16 protein-coding genes are annotated in these 15,864 nt (G+C 69.4%); 2 read left to right on the forward strand and 14 right to left on the reverse strand.

The features are described from left to right. Positions 1–178: 178 nt before the first annotated feature. From HPO96_RS27770 to ald, 7 genes are all read right to left on the reverse strand, one after another. Entirely contained in the window at positions 179–913 is a 735-nt protein-coding gene (locus tag HPO96_RS27770; protein ID WP_171677279.1) for a pseudouridine synthase, read from the reverse strand. Further along, the gene (gene scpB / locus HPO96_RS37670) at positions 906–2,468 is read right to left on the reverse strand and encodes an SMC-Scp complex subunit ScpB (RefSeq protein WP_337796837.1); all 1,563 of its coding nucleotides are present in this window, start codon (positions 2,466–2,468) and stop codon (positions 906–908) included. Before scpB ends, HPO96_RS27770 begins: the two co-directional genes overlap by 8 nt. Next, complete coding sequence (locus HPO96_RS27780) at positions 2,465–3,418, reverse strand: segregation and condensation protein A (RefSeq protein ID WP_337796838.1); 954 nt, start codon at positions 3,416–3,418, stop codon at positions 2,465–2,467. Before HPO96_RS27780 ends, scpB begins: the two co-directional genes overlap by 4 nt. Before the next feature lie 35 nt (positions 3,419–3,453). Next, entirely contained in the window at positions 3,454–3,813 is a 360-nt protein-coding gene (locus tag HPO96_RS27785) for a hypothetical protein (protein WP_171677281.1), read from the reverse strand. Next, the gene (locus HPO96_RS27790; protein WP_343889157.1) at positions 3,798–4,706 is read right to left on the reverse strand and encodes a ParA family protein; all 909 of its coding nucleotides are present in this window, start codon (positions 4,704–4,706) and stop codon (positions 3,798–3,800) included. The genes HPO96_RS27785 and HPO96_RS27790 overlap by 16 nt, the downstream gene beginning before the upstream one ends. A gap of 352 nt (positions 4,707–5,058) precedes the next feature. Continuing rightward, a complete protein-coding gene (xerD, locus tag HPO96_RS27795; protein WP_171677346.1) occupies positions 5,059–5,991 on the reverse strand; it encodes a site-specific tyrosine recombinase XerD in 933 nt (310 codons plus the stop codon). Next, entirely contained in the window at positions 5,988–7,103 is a 1,116-nt protein-coding gene (ald, locus tag HPO96_RS27800) for an alanine dehydrogenase (RefSeq protein WP_171677282.1), read from the reverse strand. The genes xerD and ald overlap by 4 nt, the downstream gene beginning before the upstream one ends. 294 nt (positions 7,104–7,397) lie before the next feature. Here ald and HPO96_RS27805 point away from each other — a divergent pair, with 294 nt between their 5' ends. Continuing rightward, the gene (locus HPO96_RS27805; RefSeq protein WP_171677283.1) at positions 7,398–8,228 is read left to right on the forward strand and encodes a TIGR03620 family F420-dependent LLM class oxidoreductase; all 831 of its coding nucleotides are present in this window, start codon (positions 7,398–7,400) and stop codon (positions 8,226–8,228) included. A gap of 1 nt (position 8,229) precedes the next feature. Here the strand turns inward: HPO96_RS27805 and HPO96_RS27810 are convergent, their stop codons facing one another. Next, entirely contained in the window at positions 8,230–8,649 is a 420-nt protein-coding gene (locus tag HPO96_RS27810) for a cupin domain-containing protein (protein WP_171677284.1), read from the reverse strand. A gap of 29 nt (positions 8,650–8,678) precedes the next feature. Between HPO96_RS27810 and HPO96_RS27815 the strand changes: the two genes are divergently transcribed. Then, complete coding sequence (locus tag HPO96_RS27815) at positions 8,679–9,278, forward strand: hypothetical protein (protein WP_171677285.1); 600 nt, start codon at positions 8,679–8,681, stop codon at positions 9,276–9,278. Here HPO96_RS27815 and HPO96_RS27820 read toward each other — a convergent pair. The 6 genes from HPO96_RS27820 to HPO96_RS27845 form a co-directional block, all read right to left on the reverse strand. Further along, entirely contained in the window at positions 9,261–9,992 is a 732-nt protein-coding gene (locus tag HPO96_RS27820) for a peptidylprolyl isomerase (RefSeq protein WP_171677286.1), read from the reverse strand. The two genes, HPO96_RS27815 and HPO96_RS27820, sit on opposite strands and share 18 nt — an antisense overlap. 85 nt (positions 9,993–10,077) lie before the next feature. Next, positions 10,078–10,725: an NUDIX domain-containing protein gene (locus HPO96_RS27825; RefSeq protein ID WP_171677287.1), complete on the reverse strand. Its 648-nt coding sequence runs from the start codon at positions 10,723–10,725 to the stop codon at positions 10,078–10,080. Beyond that, a complete protein-coding gene (locus HPO96_RS27830) occupies positions 10,725–12,443 on the reverse strand; it encodes a CTP synthase (protein WP_171677288.1) in 1,719 nt (572 codons plus the stop codon). Before HPO96_RS27830 ends, HPO96_RS27825 begins: the two co-directional genes overlap by 1 nt. Before the next feature lie 21 nt (positions 12,444–12,464). Beyond that, on the reverse strand, positions 12,465–13,493 hold the full coding sequence (locus tag HPO96_RS27835) for a glycosyltransferase family 4 protein (RefSeq protein ID WP_171677289.1): 1,029 nt from the start codon (positions 13,491–13,493) through the stop codon (positions 12,465–12,467). Further along, the gene (gene murJ, locus HPO96_RS27840; protein ID WP_337796839.1) at positions 13,490–15,055 is read right to left on the reverse strand and encodes a murein biosynthesis integral membrane protein MurJ; all 1,566 of its coding nucleotides are present in this window, start codon (positions 15,053–15,055) and stop codon (positions 13,490–13,492) included. The genes HPO96_RS27835 and murJ overlap by 4 nt, the downstream gene beginning before the upstream one ends. After that, a complete protein-coding gene (locus HPO96_RS27845; protein ID WP_171677290.1) occupies positions 15,052–15,864 on the reverse strand; it encodes a hypothetical protein in 813 nt (270 codons plus the stop codon). Before HPO96_RS27845 ends, murJ begins: the two co-directional genes overlap by 4 nt.

Below are 15,864 nucleotides of genomic sequence, written 5' to 3' on the forward strand. Positions count from 1 at the left end.
GCCCCCTCCGACAACCGCCCCAGATCTCAGGCGCGCCGCCGCCCGGCGTTACCCCTTTGATGTCAACGAGGAGCGGACCGCCCCCACTCACCAACTCGGACCGAGACCTCTCGCGCACGCTCAGCGGACCGGCCGAGGACCGCGTTTCGGGCAGTTGGTGAGTGTCTGGGGTCCGGCGCTAGAGATCGACCAGGTCGAGGAGTTGCCCGAGTTCCTTCGGGTCGAGTTCGCGGAGGTCGCCGGTGTGCAGGTTGCCGCGGCGGACCGGGCCGACGGCGGTGCGGGTCAGGCGTTTGACCGGGTGGCCGATCTCGTCGAACATGCGGCGGACGATGCGGTTGCGGCCCTCGTGCAGGGTGATCTGGATGAGGGTGCGGCCGCGGATGCTGGAGATCTCCTTGACGGTGTCGGCCTGGGCCGGGCCGTCTTCGAGCTGAACGCCGTCCAGGAGGCGGCGCAGAGTTCCCGGTTTGACGTTCCCTTCGACTTCGGCGACGTAGGTCTTGGAGACCTCGTACGACGGGTGCGCGAGCCGGTGCGCGAACTCGCCGTGGTTGGTCAGGAGGAGCAGGCCCTCGGTGTCGGTGTCCAGGCGGCCGATGTGGAACAGGCGCTCGGTGCGGTCCTGGACAAAGTCGGCGATACAGGAGCGGCCCTGCGGGTCCGACATCGTCGTCACCACACCGCGCGGCTTGTTCAGCACGAGGTAAACGTGCGCACTGGTCGGCGGAATCCGCTCCCCGTCCACCCGGATCACCGAAACCGCCGGATCGACCCGAGTCCCGAACTCCGTGACCACAGCGCCGTCCACCTCGACGCGGCCCTGCTCGATCAACAGCTCCGCATTACGCCGGCTGGCCACCCCCGCCTGCGCCAACGCCTTCTGCAGCCGGATGCCCTCGTCCTCACTCACGCCGCTCCCCCTCAGCCGCAATCTCCTCCGCCGTCCGGTCATACGGATACCACCGACTCCGCACCGGCTCCCCAGCCGAGGCGTCGCCCGCCTCTCCGTCCGCCGCGTCTACGTGGTCGCCGTCCGCATCCAGCTCTTCATTCGCGACAGCCGACGGCGAGCCGTCAGCCACACTCCCGTCGCCGTCAGCCAGCCCCTCGGCGGCTTCGTCTGCTACCTCCGCCTGCCAGTCGTCGGCTGCAGTAGCGCCTGTCCCGTCGTGCACCGACTCCTCGGCGTCCGCGTCCAGCTCCTCATTCACAGCAACCGCACTCTCGCCGTCGTCCACAGAGACGCCGGACTGCGGGGTACCGGCCGTGGCGCCGTACTCAGACTCGTCGTCGTCCTCGTCGTCCGAGGTCTCGGCCTCAGCCGTGCCGGACTGCGAGTGCTCAGCCTCGTCGACCACCGGCTCGCCGGGCTGCGGGGTGTCGTCGTCCTCGTCGTCCTCGTCGTCCGCTTCGGCGGCGGGTGGGGACTGGGGTTCGGGGGCGAGGTCGTTCTCGAGGGGGCCGGGGGCTTCTTCGGGTTCGGCGGGGGGCTCGGGGGCGGCGGACTGGGCGGCCAGCTCGTCCTCGATGTCGTCCATGTCGGGGAGGTAGGGGGCGAGCTCGGGGAGGTCGTCGAGGGACTGCATGCCCATGCGCTCGAGGAAGTAGGTGGTGGTGCGGTAGAGCGTCGCCTGGGACTCGGTGTCGGCGCCGGCCTCTTCGACGAGCCCGCGGGCGATCAGGGTGCGCATGACGCCGTCGACGTTCACACCGCGGATGGCGGAGACGCGCGCGCGGCTGACCGGCTGCTTGTAGGCGACGACGGAGAGGGTCTCGAGCGCCGCCTGCGTGAGCCGCGCCTGCTGCCCGTCGAGCACGAACCGCTCGACGTACACCGCAGCCTCCGGGCGCGTGTAATACCGCCAGCCGCCGCCGATCTCCCGCAGGTCGAACCCACGCCCCTGCTCGCCGTACTCCGCCGAAAGCTCCTCCAGAGCCCCCGTCACATCCCCCGTCGGACGCCCCACCGCCCGAGCCAACGTCAGCACCGGCAACGGCTCATCCGTCACCATCAGAATCGCCTCGAGCGCGCGCCTCATCGTCGCGTCGTCGACAACAACCTCATCCCCCACCGGCACCTCTGTCTGCCCCGGCGGCAAGTAATCCTCGTCCCCCCGCCCTTCGGCATCCACATCCGTTACGCCGTCGCCCACACCCCCACCAGTCGCCCCGGCGTCCACCCCCGCGTTCGCAGCAGCCTCCTCGGCGTCCGCTTCGCCCCCATCACCGCCACCCGCCTCGGGGTTGGGCGCATCAGCCGTCTCCAGATCACCGGCGGTCTGCTGGGGGCCGGCAGCTGCGCCTGCGGTGTGCTCGGCATCCGCATCTCCGGCAGCCTGCTCAGCATCCGCGCCCACAGGCGTGTGCTCCGCGTCCGCGGCGGTCTGCTCGGCGTCTGCACCCGCTGCCGTGTGCTCGGTGTCGGCTGGGGTTTGTTGCGGGTTGGGGGTGGTGGGGTGGGTCACTGGGGCACCGTTTCGGGGGGTGATTCGGGCTGGGCGGGAGCCTCAGGGTCCTGGTGTTCGGTGTGGGAGTCGCCGGGTTCGAGGAAGGAGTCGTCGTCGGTGACGACGGGGGCCTCGCCGTCCTCGGAGGCGGGGAGGTTCTCTTCGTCGAACTCGTCGCTGACGGAGATGTCGCCCTCGTCGGAGCCGGTCCAGCGGATGGTCAGCTCGCCCAGGGGGGTGACCTGGTCGAAGGAGACGTCGGCGGAGCGGAAGAGTTCGAGGAGGGCGAGGAAGCGGCAGACGGTGGTGACGGTGTCCGGTGAGTCGGAGACGAGCATCCGGAACGTCGTGCTGCGCTGGCGGCGGAGCCGGTCGACGATGACGAGGGCCTGCTCGCGGACGGTGACCGCCGGCGCGTGCAGGTGGGCGAGGGAGACGCCTTCGGGGATGTTGTCCTTCGGCGCCAGCGCCTTCGCGGCGAGCGCGGCCAGGCCGGCCGGGTCGATACCGAGCAGCACCTCCGGCAGCAGTTCGGCGAACCGCGGCTCCACGCCGACGGCGCGCGGGAAGCGCTTCGCCTCCTGCGCCATCCGCTCCTGCACCAGCGCGGCGATCTGCTTGAACGCGCGGTACTGCAGCAGCCGCGCGAACAGCAGGTCGCGCGCTTCGAGCAGCGCGAGATCCTCGTCGTCCTCGACCTCGCCCTTGGGCAGCAGCCGGGCCGCTTTCAGGTCGAGCAGCGTCGCCGCGATCAGCAGGAACTCCGAGGTCTGATCGAGGTCCCACTCCGAGCCGAGCGCCTTGATGTGCGCGATGAAATCGTCGGTGATGACCGACAGCGCGATCTCGGTGATGTCCAGCTTGTGCTTGCTGATCAGCTGCAGCAACAGGTCGAACGGCCCGTCGAAGTTCACCAGGTGAACCTCGAAACTCTTGCCCTCAGCAACGACTGGGACGGCGTCGTCCACAGCCGGAACCTCAATGGGCAAGGAGTCGGACACGGTCACTCCGAAGCCTTGAGCCGCCGTACCAGGACGGAGTCCGGCCCGTGGTCGACGAAGTCGGCCAGCAGGACGTCGATCGCCTCCCGGACGATCCGGCCGCGGTCCGCGCTGAGGCCGTGTTCGGCCCGCAGCGCCAAGCGCGTCTGTTCCAATCCGAGCAGCTCTTCTTCCGTCACATACACGGTGATCTTCGTGTCGTGGCGGATCCGCCCACTGGACTTGCGGTCGTCGGCGACCGTCGTCCGGGACCGTACCGACGACGGTCCTTCTGGGGTGGTGCGCTTCTCGGGTCTGGTCTGCTGCGGTGCCGCACCCCCGAAGAGTTCACTGGCACCTGGCAGGCTCACCCGGCGGGACAACGCGCCAGCACCTCCTTGGCAAGATCGCGGTACTGCGTGGCCGCGGACGAGGACGGGGCGTACGTCGTGATCGGCTCGCCGACGACTGTCGTCTCGGGGAACTTCACGGTACGCCGGATGACGGTGTGGAAAACGCGCTCGTCGAAAGCCTGGACGACGCGGTCGAGCACCTCACGCGCGTGCGTGGTGCGCCCGTCGAACATGGTGCCGAGGATGCCGACGATCTCCAGTTTCGGGTTCAGCCGGTCCTGCACCTTGCCGATCGTGTCGGTCAGCATGGCCAGACCGCGGAGCGCGAAGAACTCGCACTCGAGCGGGACGACGATACCGTTCGACGCGGTCAGCGCGTTGACCGTGAGCAGACCGAGCGACGGCGCGCAGTCGATCAGAATCACGTCGTAGTTGGGGATGATCGGCTCGAGGACGCGCTGCAGCGTGTACTCCCGGGCGACCTCCTGGACCAATTGCACCTCGGCCGCGGACAGGTCGATATTGGCCGGCAGCAGGTCGAGGTTCGGCACGTTGGTCGCCTGGATCACCTCGCCGGCGGTGATGTCGCGCTGCATCAGCAGGTTGTAGACCGACAGCTCCAGGTCGTGCGGCTGCACGCCGAGCCCGATCGAGGCCGAGCCCTGCGGGTCGAAGTCGATCAGCAGCACCTTGCGGCCGGTCTCGGCGATCGCGGCGCCGAGGTTGATCGTGGTCGTCGTCTTACCGACGCCGCCCTTCTGGTTGCACATCGCGATCACCTGCGCCGGACCGGTCTTGGTCGGCGGCAGGGGCTCCGGCAGGTCCGGCATCGGACGGCCGGTCGGCCCGAGCTTGCGCGGGCCGCTGGGATCGCTCACAGGTGCAAGGTCCTCCGCGGTGAGCTTGGCCGTCGGCCTCGGCATCGCCGCATAGTTTTCGGGTGGGGTCAGGTTCCGCTGGGGCGGCGGCGCGATCGGTTGCGCAGGCGTCGGCGGCTCGGAGCTCGGGTACTGCTCAGAGCCGTTGAACTGCTGCTCGGTGCCCGGGAATGTCGACTCGTTCATGACTCGCCAAACCTTTCAACCGATACGGGCGACGCTTGCGACTGTAAGCGTGCATTCAAGCACTCTCAAGCGGCCACTCCGCACCCGGGTCGAGTGGTTTTCCCTCGGCAATCCACGGCAGGCCGATCACCCCGGACCGGTGACCGACTGTGAGCAGATCATTGCACACCGCTTTGATCGGCCCAGCATCGGGGTCCAGCTTTTCACGACGCTACGTCGACAGCGCACGCGGGTGCGACGTCGCGTAGACCTCACGGAGTTTGTCGACCGTCACCAGCGTGTAGACCTGCGTTGTGGTCACCGACGCGTGGCCGAGCAACTCCTGGACCACGCGGACGTCGGCGCCGCCGTCCAGCAGATGGGTGGCGAAGGAGTGCCGCAGCGTGTGCGGAGAGATCTCTTTCGCGATTCCGGCGCGCTGAGCAGCGCGGCGCAGTACCGTCCAGGCACTCTGGCGTGAGAGCCGGCCGCCCCGCGCGTTGAGGAACAGCGCGTGCGTACCGCGCCCGCGGGACACCAGATCCGGCCGGCCGCGCACCTGGTACGCCGACAGCGCATTCAGCGCGTACGTACCGACCGGCACCACCCGCTCCTTGCTGCCCTTACCGCGCAGCAGAACCGCACCAGCCTCCAGATCGACGTCGTCGACGTCCAGCCCGACCGCCTCCGAGATGCGCGCACCAGTCCCGTAGAGGAACTCCAGCAACGCAGCATCCCGAGTAGCCAGTACTGCGGGCTCCGCCTCGGCACCTGCGGCCGCTGCGAGGATGCGGGTGACCTCATCGACAGACAGCGCCTTCGGCAGCCGCTGCGGCGGTGCTGGGGGTTTCACCGCGGCCGCAGGGTCAACCGCGGTGAGGCCCTCGCGCAGACAGAACTTGTGGAAACCGCGCACTGCAACGACGGTCCGGCCCGCGCTGGACGCCGTCAGCGGCGGATGGTCGTCGTCGCCCTCCCGCAACCGCATCAGGAAGTCGCTGACCACAGCCTCGGTGACCCGGCCGAGATCGTCGATCCCGGTCCCCGAGAGGTAGGCGTCGTACCGGCGCAGGTCACGCCGGTACGACGCCAGAGTGTTCGCGGCGAGGCCGCGCTCCACCGTCAGGTGGTCCAGATAGGCGCCAACCGCACGGGTGACGCTCAGACCAGCACCTCGTCCAGCTTCAGCTGGGGCAGGTCGTGCGCCTCGGCGACCGGGCCATAGGTGACGTGGCCGTCGAAGGTGTTCAGACCGAGCGCCAGGCTGTGGTCGCTCTTCAGAGCCTCGCGCCAGCCCAGGTTGGCCAGCTCGATCGCGTACGGCAGCGTCACGTTGGTGAGCGCGTACGTCGACGTGTTCGGAACGGCGCCGGGCATGTTGGCGACGCAGTAGAACAACGAGTTGTGCACCTGGTAGACCGGGTCCGCGTGGGTGGTCGGACGCGAGTCCTCGAAGCAGCCGCCCTGGTCGATCGCGATGTCGACGAGCACACTGCCCGGCTTCATCCGGCTGACGAGCTCGTTGTTGATCAGCTTCGGCGCCTTCGCGCCGGGGACCAGCACGGCGCCGATGATCAGGTCGGCCTCGAGGGCCGCGCGCTCGATCTCGTAGGCGTTCGACGCGATCGTCAGCAGGTGGCCCTGGTAGATCTGGTCGGCCTGCCGCAGCCGCGCGATGTTGCGGTCGAACAGCTGCACCTGGGCCTGCATACCGAGCGCGATCGCGGCCGCGTTCATCCCGGAGACGCCGGCGCCGAGGATGACGACTCGGGCCGGGTGCGTGCCGGAGACGCCGCCGAGCAGGACACCGCGGCCACCGCCGCTGCGCATCAGGTGGTAGGCGCCGGACTGCGGCGCCAGCCGGCCCGCGACCTCGCTCATCGGCGCCAGCAGCGGCAGCGACCCGTCGGGCAGCTGGACCGTCTCGTAGGCGATACCGGTCGTCCCGGAGGCCATCAGCGCGTCGGTGCACTCACGACTCGCGGCCAGGTGCAGGTAGGTGAACAGGACCTGGTCCTTGCGCATCCGGTGGTACTCCTCGGCCACCGGCTCCTTCACCTTCAGCACCAGCTCGGCCTCGGCCCACACGTCGTCCGCGGTCGGCACGATCCGCGCCCCGGCGGCGACGAACTCCTCGTCGGGGATCAGCGATCCGCTGCCCGCGTTCTGCTCGATCAGAACCTCGTGCCCGTTGCGCACGAACTCGTGCACACCGGAGGGGGTGATGGCCACCCGGTACTCGTGGTTCTTGACTTCCTTCGGAACTCCGACCTTCACTGCATGCCCTTCTTTCACTTCCTGGGTGCGGCTCACCTCGTTGTGTCCGCGGCCCGGCGCCGAGGGGACACAGCCGGGTCGCTGCCGAGTGTATGCCCGCCGGGGCCATACCACCCGATCGGTTGGTCCCATCGGCTGGTGACTCGCGAGTAGGGGTGCCCCAACAGGCGGTGATGGCAAGTCACCTTGACGTGACAACCATCATTGACGGGAGTGCCGCCTCGTCGGAGAGGATTACCTGACCCGTCCGCCCCGGGTCGCGCCTGGACAGTGGGATGACGAGAGGGGTACGACGTGGCGATCGAACTGGGACGGTTCGGGGTCTGGCACGGTGCGCAGCACTGGGGCCCGGAACTGGCTGCCGGTCTGGAAGCGGCCGGGTACGGCGCGCTGTGGCTGGGGTCGAGCCCGGACGCGGGGCTGCGCGACGCGGAGGTGTTGCTGGCCGCAACGAGTTCCGTTGCCGTCGGCACCAGCGTGGTGAACATGTGGAAGTCGCCGGCGGCCGACGTGGCGGCGTCGTACCACCGGCTCGAGGACGCCGCTCCGGGGCGGTTCCTGCTCGGGGTCGGGATCGGGCATCCGGAGCACACGGCGCAGTACAAGTCGCCGTACGAGACGATCGTGAGCTACCTGGACGAGCTGGACGACGCGAAGGTGCCGGTCGAGCGACGGGCGCTGGCCGCGCTCGGTCCGAAGGTGCTGCACCTGGCCGGCACCCGCGCGACCGGAGCGCTGCCGTACCTGACCACACCCGAGCACACCCGGGAGGCGCGCCGTGTCCTCGGTGGCGGCGTGCTGCTCGCGCCGGAGCAGAAGATCGTCCTCGAAACCGACGAAGAGATCGCCCGGACCACAGCACGCGACTACCTCGCGACCTACCTGCAGCTGGACAACTACGTCGCCAACCTCAAGCGCCTCGGCTTCACCGACGACGACATCGCGGACGGCGGTAGCGACCGGCTGATCGACGCCCTCGTGCTGCACGGCTCCGCAGTGGAGATCGCCGAGGGCCTACGGGCTCACCTGGAGGCCGGAGCGGACCACGTAGCCATCCAGCAGCTCGGACGCGAGGAAATCGACCTGCTGCCCGGCTACGAGGCTCTGGCCACCGTCCTGGCCTGACTCACAGCAACGTGAAGTCCTCGAAGTCGAACCCCGGGGACACCACACAAGACACCAGCACCGCCTGATCCCCGGCCGGCCGCGCCGCCTGCCACGCGCCGGCCGGGATCACCACCTGCGGCTGCTCCCCAGCCCGTACGTCGGGCCCCAGCGTCACCGCCACCGCAGTCTCCGGCGACTCCCCGTACTCCAACGTCAACGGCCCACCCGAGTGCCACAACCAGATCTCCGCCGACCGCACCCGATGCCACCGCGACTCCTCCCCCACCCCCAGCAAGAAGTAGATCGCCGTAGCACTGGCCCGCTGCCCCCCATACCCCTCCGGCTCGAACCCCACCCCGGACCGCCACGTCTCCCGATACCACCCACCCTCGGGATGCGCTGCCAGTTCCAGCAACTCCGCCAACTCCGGCTTCTCCATACCGTCGATTCTCCGGCACAGTACGGCGCATGAGCGAACTGCCGTCCGACTACCACCGCAGGCTCCCGTACGGCGAACGGCTGTCGGCGGCGCCGCTGCTCGGGCACCCGTTCTTTCCGTTCGAGCAGGTGACGGTGGCTCCGCTGGCCGAGTTGACGCTGCCGGAGCCGCCACGGGCGGGTGCGCCGGGTGGTGCTGAGTGTCCTACGTGCGTTGAGCCGACGAAGGACGCAGTGTGGGGTGACGAGCAGTGGCTGCTGAAGGTGTTTGGTCCGACGGGGCTGCCGCTGGTCGCACTGCTGGTGTCGCGCGAGCACTACCGGCTGGACACGCTGCCGGCTGAGCTGACTGCGACGCTGGGGCCGGTGCTGCAGCGGGTGGCTGGCGCTGTCGGGCGCATCGACGGTGTGGGGCGGACTCACATCAACCGGTGGGGTGATGGGAGCGAGCACTTCCACATGTGGTTTCAGGCGCGTCCGGTCGGGATGATGCAGCTGCGTGGAGCCGGGATCGCGTTCTGGAACGACATGTTGCCGAACGTGCCGGAGGCCGAGTTCGCGGCGAACAAACGAACCGTGGCCGCCGCCCTCGGGGAGGGCGGCGGCTCGGTGTTACCAGGCGCCCAGTGAGCGGGCGACGAGGATGTCGGTCTTGCGGGCGGGCGGGCCGTCGACGGGCGCCGGGTCCTCCGCGGTCGGGTTGATGCCGTCGGCGGCGACCTTGTCGAGGACCTTCAGGCCGAGGCGGTCGAGCGAGCCGAAGACGGTGTAGTCGGGCCGCAGCCGGGAGTCGCCGAAGACCAGGAAGAACTGGCTGCCGTTGGTGTTCGGCCCGGCGTTCGCCATCGCGAGTGTGCCGCGGGCGTAGACCTTACGGGTGCCCGTCGGGTCGTCCGGCCAGTTCGGCAGGTCGGTCGGCAGCTCGTCCTTGTACGAGTAGCCCGGGCCGCCGGAGCCGGTGCCACTGGGGTCACCGCACTGCAGCACCTTCAGCGTCGGGTAAAGCGTCAGCCGGTGGCACGTCGTGAAGTCGTAGAACCGGCTCTTCGCCAGGTGCAGAAAACTCTGCACCGTACACGGCGCCTTCGCGCGGTCCAGCGACAGCAGCATCGGCCCCTGGTTCGTCGCCACCACCACCTTCACCACACCCTTGTTCGGCGTGTGCTTCGGGTCCGGCGGCAACGACACCGGCCGGGCCGGCGGCTCCTCCGGCGTCGCGGTGTACCCGCACGGCCCCTTCGTCCCGGTCGGCGGCGCGGCGGCGTCGGCCGGGGCGGCGTTCGCCGGAGTGGCCACCAGCAAACTGGCAACCACCAGCGTCGCGCCTGCGATCACACCTCTCATCACTGTCCTCTCCTGCTGCAGCGGGGTCTTTAGACGTCAGCAGAAGATGCCCTCACCGACCGTTCCAGGTCAAGTACTCACCGCACTACAGATCCTTGGCGGGCCAAGGGCTGTCGGCGGGGCGGAGGGAGTCGAAGCCGGGGCCGTTGAGGGCTGTCCAGGCGGCTAGGGAGCCCATGACGAGGATGGGGTTTTGGAGGTGTCCGGCAAGGACTGCGGCTACTACCTCGACCAGTGGGGCCCAGACGGTCTCCATGTCGGCTTCTTCGTGGAGGCGGTCGTAGGCCTCGTCGGCCGGGGACAGGTCGCGGGCGAGGAAGATGCGGACCGCCTCGTTGGTGAGGCCGGGTGAGGTGAACGCGTCGACCAGAATGCGCCAGTCGGCCGCTTTGGTGCCAGTCTCCTCCCAGAGCTCACGTTCGCCGCCCAGACGGTACTGCTCGCCCTGGACGTCGAGGAGGCCAGCAGGCGGCTCCAGGAGCCGGTAGCCGACCGGGTGCCGGTACTGGCGTACCAGCAGCATCCGGTTCTTGTCGTCGAGCGCTACGACGCCGACAGCGCCAGGGTGGACGACAACGTCCCGAACGAACGCCTCGGCGTCAGGAGGCTCGATGGTGTCCCGGCGGACCGAGATGACCCGGCCCGTCGAGTGCACCGTTTCGGACGCCGACACCGGCCACTTCTCCGGAACGTCGGCCAGCCCGGCGGCGAAGCGCAGTTCGGGGTGGTCCATCAGGCCTTGACCGCTTCGGCCTTGGCCTTACCGGCAGCCTTCTTCGGCGCCGGCTCCTCCACCGGGAGGCGGGACTCGCGCTGGCGGACCAGTGCGGCCGCGACCAGACCGGCGAACAGCGGGTGCGGCTTGGTGGGCCGCGAGCGCAGCTCCGGGTGCGCCTGGGTGGCGACGAAGTACGGGTGCTGGGCGCGGTCCAGCTCGATGAACTCGACCAGCTCGTGGTCCGGCGAGAGGCCGCTGAAGACCAGGCCCGCGGCCTCCAGCTTGTCGCGGTATGCGTTGTTGACCTCGTAGCGGTGCCGGTGCCGCTCCTGGATCTGCGGAGCGCCGTACAGCTCGCGGACGATCGAGCCTTCGGCCAGGTTCGCCGGGTAGAGGCCGAGGCGCATCGTGCCGCCCAGGTCGCCGCCGCCGGCGACGATGTGCTTCTGCTCCTCCATCGTCGCGATCACCGGCTGCTCGGCGTCCGGGTCGAACTCGGTCGAGTTCGCCTCGGTCAGGCCGGCCAGGTCGCGGGCGACCTCGACCACCATGCACTGCAGGCCGAGACACAGCCCGAGGATCGGTACGCCGTTCTCCCGGGCGAACCGGATCGCGCCGATCTTGCCTTCGATCCCGCGGACGCCGAACCCGCCGGGCACGCAGATCGCGTCGACCTCGCCGAGCAGCTTCGCGGCCCCTTCAGGCGTGGCGCACTCGTCGGAGGCGATCCAGCGCAGGTTGACCTTGGCGTCGTTGCCGAAACCGCCGGCCCGCAGCGCCTCGGCGACCGACAGGTACGCGTCCGGCAGGTCGATGTACTTGCCGACCAGCGCGACCGTGACCTCGTCCTTCGGGTGGTGCACGACCTTCAGCAGCTCGTCCCAGCGGGTCCAGTCGACATCGCGGAACTGCAGGTTGAGGCGGCGGACGACGAACGCGTCCAGCCCCTCGGAGTGCAGCACCTTCGGGATGTCGTAGATACTCGGCGCGTCGGCCGCGGCCACCACGGCCTCGAAGTCCACATCGCACATCAGCGAGATCTTGCGCTTCACGCCGTCCGGGATCGGGCGGTCGGCGCGGCAGACGATCGCGTCCGGCTGGATACCGATCGAGCGCAGCGCGGCCACCGAGTGCTGGGTCGGCTTGGTCTTGAGCTCACCGGCCGGCGCCATGTAGGGGACCAGCGAGATGTGCAGGAAGAAGACGTTGTCCCGGCCGACGTCGTGCCGGACCTGGCGCGCGGCCTCCAGGAACGGCAGCGACTCGATGTCGCCGACCGTGCCGCCGATCTCGTGCAGGACGACGTCGACGTCGGGGCCCGCCATCGCGAGCATCCGTTCCTTGATCTCGTTGGTGATGTGCGGGATCACCTGAACGGTGTCGCCGAGGTACTCGCCGCGCCGCTCCTTGGCGATCACGTGCGAGTAGACCTGGCCGGTCGTCACGTTCGCGACCTGCGACAGGTCCCGGTCCAGGAAGCGCTCGTAGTGGCCGATGTCCAGATCGGTCTCGGCGCCGTCGTTGGTGACGAACACCTCGCCGTGCTGGAACGGGTTCATCGTGCCGGGATCGACGTTGAGATACGGATCCAGCTTCTGCATGGTGACCCGGATCCCCCGTGCCGTCAGCAGACTGCCGAGGCTCGATGCCGTCAGCCCCTTACCGAGACTGGAGGCGACGCCGCCGGTGACGAAAACGTGCTTGGTCTGCTGAGAGTTCGAAACCCTGTCCACGGGCCTCCAGCCTACCTGCTGTCAAGGGGTGGTCGCGACGAGACCCGCGTAGATGTCGAGCAGATTCTTCGCGACGGCGTCCTCGCCCGGCCATCCGGCGGCCAGCTCCCGGCCACGTGTCCGCATAGCGTTCGCGGTCTCCGGCTCGGCAAGCACTGCCCGCACTCCGTCGGCCAGCCCGTCGGAATCCCCGGGAAAGGCCAGTACGGCGCTGTCGTCGACCAGCTCCGGGATGCCGCCAACCGCAGTCGCCACCACCGGTACGCCGACCTGCATGGCCTCCTGGATCACCAGCGCCCGGGCCTCCCAGTGCGACGTCAGCAGGAAGACATCTGCCGCGTTCAGCAGGTCAGCGACGTCGCTGCGGTGGCCGACCAGGCGCACCGGCAGTTGCTCGGCGTCGATGCGGGCCTGGAGGTTGTCCCGCAACGGACCGTCGCCGACCACGACGAAAACGGCGTCCGGCGTCGACTCGCGGACGGACGCGGCCACGGAGAGTAGCGTCGGGTAGTCCTTCTGCGGGGCCAGCCGACCGACTGTAAGAACCAGCGGCTGTTCTGGCGCCAGACCGAGCTCTTCACGAACAGCTGCGGCACTCACGGCGGCCTGCGGCACGGCCGGCGCGGCCACCGGCGCCAGCCGGGCGTCACGGGCTCCAAGGCTCTTGGCAAGCTCCACCAGGTCGCTGGAGGCGCCGAGCGTAAGGTCTGCACCCTTAGCGACCAAGCGCTGGCCGAGGCGCATCACGAGGCCGCGCGGACCGGCGGCGATCACAGCGTTGTGCCAGCTCACGACGAGCGGGCGCAGATTGGCACGGTCGCGCAGCGCGGCCATGCCGGCGCGGTAGCCATGGGCGTGGATGACGTCCGAGCCGCGGAGCGCCGGGGCTTGCGCTACTACCGTCGCGGCGCCGAAGTCGAAGTGCTCTGCGGTGCCGGGCGGCGCGCAGACGACCACCTCGTGTCCGGCAGCCAGATAGCGCGGCACCAAGGAGGCGACGTGCTGCCCGATCCCGCCTCGCGACTCCGCGAGCAGCAGACCGATCTTCATGACGTCTCCTCCACAACACCTCTACGAAGCAGGGCGCGCGCGTCCGCGCGATCCAGCACCACGGCGACCACGCCGTACACAGCGACGACAGCCAGGCCGGAGAGCGCTGCGAACAGGACTGCGCTGCCGACTCCGCCGTCCTGCGCGGGCAGCGCGACCGCCCAGCCCGCAGCACCGGCCAGTACGGCGCCGACAACTGCGGCCAGCGTCGCACGGACCAGCCCAGCCAGGGCCTCCGGACCAGCGTCTTTGCGCAGTACGCCGAGGAGGACGACCGCTCCGAGGACCATGCCGATCGACATCGCGGCCGCCAACGCCGGTACGGCGTCCCACTGGGTGGTGAGCGCGATGCCGGAGATGGCGACCAGCACCCAGGCAGCTGAGGTGACGACGGCGACCTGGCGGCCGGAGTGCCGCGCGTAGAGCACACGACCGACGTGCATGAGCACCGCGAAACCGATGGCGGCCGGAGCGAACGCGACCAACGCGTTCCCGAGTGACGTGGCCTGCGCTTCGCGCACTGCGCCGTCGTCGTACGCGAAGATGCGCGCGACCGGGACGGCGGTGCCGACCAGGAGCGCAGCGCCCGCACCACCGGCCAGCATCACCGCACGGGTCGAACCGGCCGCATAACCGTTGAACTGCTCCCCCGCCTGGTACGCCGCCGCCAGCCGCGGGAAGACCGCAGTGGTGATCGGGACCGCGAGTACGGCGTACGGGAGCAGGTAGACCGCGTTCGCCCAGGTGTAGACGGCGATGCTGCCCGCAGCACCACGGTGGTTGGCCAGGTACGTCGTAATGACAAAGGTGAGCTGCTGCGCGACCAGCACCGCGAGGCCGGCCAGAGCGAGCTTCCGCAGCACCGGGCCGACGCCAGGGTCGAGCTTGAGGGTGAGCTTGATCGGCAACCGCAGCAGGAGCATCGGAATCAACACGGTGAGCGCCAGCGCGGCGACACCCGCAGTAGTACCCCACGCCAGCACATCAACCGCTGCACCGGAGGCCTGATCAGCTCTAGGAGCCATCGCCGCGAACACGAAGTACGTGCCGACAACGACCAGGCTGGAGATGAGCGGCGCCCAGGCTCCCGCACCGAACTTCTTGTGTGACTGCAGAACCGCGGTGGCAATCACCGCCACCGCGTAGCCGAACACCTGCGGCACGAAGATCACCAGCATCCGCGTTGCCGTCCCCGCCGTGCCGCATTCCCCGGCAAGCATCGCGTCGGTGTAGCTGCCTGCCAGCACCCACGACAGCGCCGCCACCGGTAACAGCAACACGAACGACCACGTCAGCAGCGCACCGACGATCCGCCCCTGCGCGGCCCGATCGCCCCGGGCTACCGGCCCCGCCAGCACCGGAATCACCGCACCCGCCAGCGCCCCACCAGCCACCACCTCGAACAAGATGTTCGGCAGCTGATTCGCCGTCGTGTAAGCCTCAGCCAGGCACCCGGCGCCGACCGTCTTCGAGAAGACCAGCCACCGCCCGAACCCCACCACGCGGGCGAGCACGGTGACCCCAGCCACCAGCAGAGCAGCCTGCGCAATGCGCGATCTCACCGGGGGCGTCGGCCCCACTGGTCGATCTTGTCCAGGGTCGGGTTCTCGGCGATGACCTTGGTGAAGCTGACCTTCTCGCTAGCCAGGTTCAGCGCGACCACGGCGGCCAGAGCGAGGGTTTTGAGGGGGCGCGGCAGGGAGGCGGCCAGAGCGGTGCCGGTGATGGCTCCGAGGCCGTTGGCGCCGCAGTCGCCGAGCATGGAGCGCTCACCGAGGTCTGAGGGGGCTGACGCCGCGGCTGCACCTACTACTGCACCAGCAGGGCCGTTGACGACAGCCAAAGGCGCATTGACGGCTGCCACGGCTTTGAGGGCGCGGCCGGGCCGGAGATCGAGGAGGTTGGTCAGGTTGGCAGTCCCCGCGATCAGCGCGCCATCGGCGACCACACCGGCCAGCGCCTTCACACCGGTGGATTTGCGCGGCAGCAACGCAGCCGCCGCCAGACCGGCAGCGCCGACGCCGAGGATCTTCACAGCACCACTCGTCACCTCACCGCGCTTCAACGCGGACAGGTGCCCACGGAAACCCTTGGTCTGGGTAGCCCCGCGCAGATCGTCGTACGCGCCGACGGCACCGGACACCGACCCGGCGAGCAGCGCAGCGGCCTTCACCTTGCCGGGAGTCGACGGTGCGGCGACGACACCGGCCAGCGCACCCAGAACGGCAACCGGGCCCTCCAGCAGGGTGACGGTCTCGCCGCGGTGGTTGGTCCGCTCGAACGGCTGCCGGTTCTCCTTCGGCAGCTTCTCCGCGGCCTTCTCCAGCGCGGCAGTTGCGGCCGCGGCTACGACGGCGCTCAAAAGTCCCAC

The organism is Kribbella sandramycini (assembly GCF_013131805.1).
Taxonomy (GTDB): domain Bacteria; phylum Actinomycetota; class Actinomycetes; order Propionibacteriales; family Kribbellaceae; genus Kribbella; species Kribbella sandramycini.

Bases quoted from the DNA above. Each gene is read 5' to 3' on its own strand.
- HPO96_RS27790 (WP_343889157.1), bottom strand. From the start codon at position 4,706: ATGCCGAGGCCGACGGCCAAGCTCACCGCGGAGGACCTTGCACCTGTG.
- HPO96_RS27815 (WP_171677285.1), top strand. From the start codon at position 8,679: ATGAGCGAACTGCCGTCCGACTACCACCGCAGGCTCCCGTACGGCGAA.
- HPO96_RS27825 (WP_171677287.1), bottom strand. From the start codon at position 10,725: ATGGACCACCCCGAACTGCGCTTCGCCGCCGGGCTGGCCGACGTTCCG.
- HPO96_RS27820 (WP_171677286.1), bottom strand. From the start codon at position 9,992: ATGAGAGGTGTGATCGCAGGCGCGACGCTGGTGGTTGCCAGTTTGCTG.
- HPO96_RS27835 (WP_171677289.1), bottom strand. From the start codon at position 13,493: ATGAAGATCGGTCTGCTGCTCGCGGAGTCGCGAGGCGGGATCGGGCAG.
- HPO96_RS27810 (WP_171677284.1), bottom strand. From the start codon at position 8,649: ATGGAGAAGCCGGAGTTGGCGGAGTTGCTGGAACTGGCAGCGCATCCC.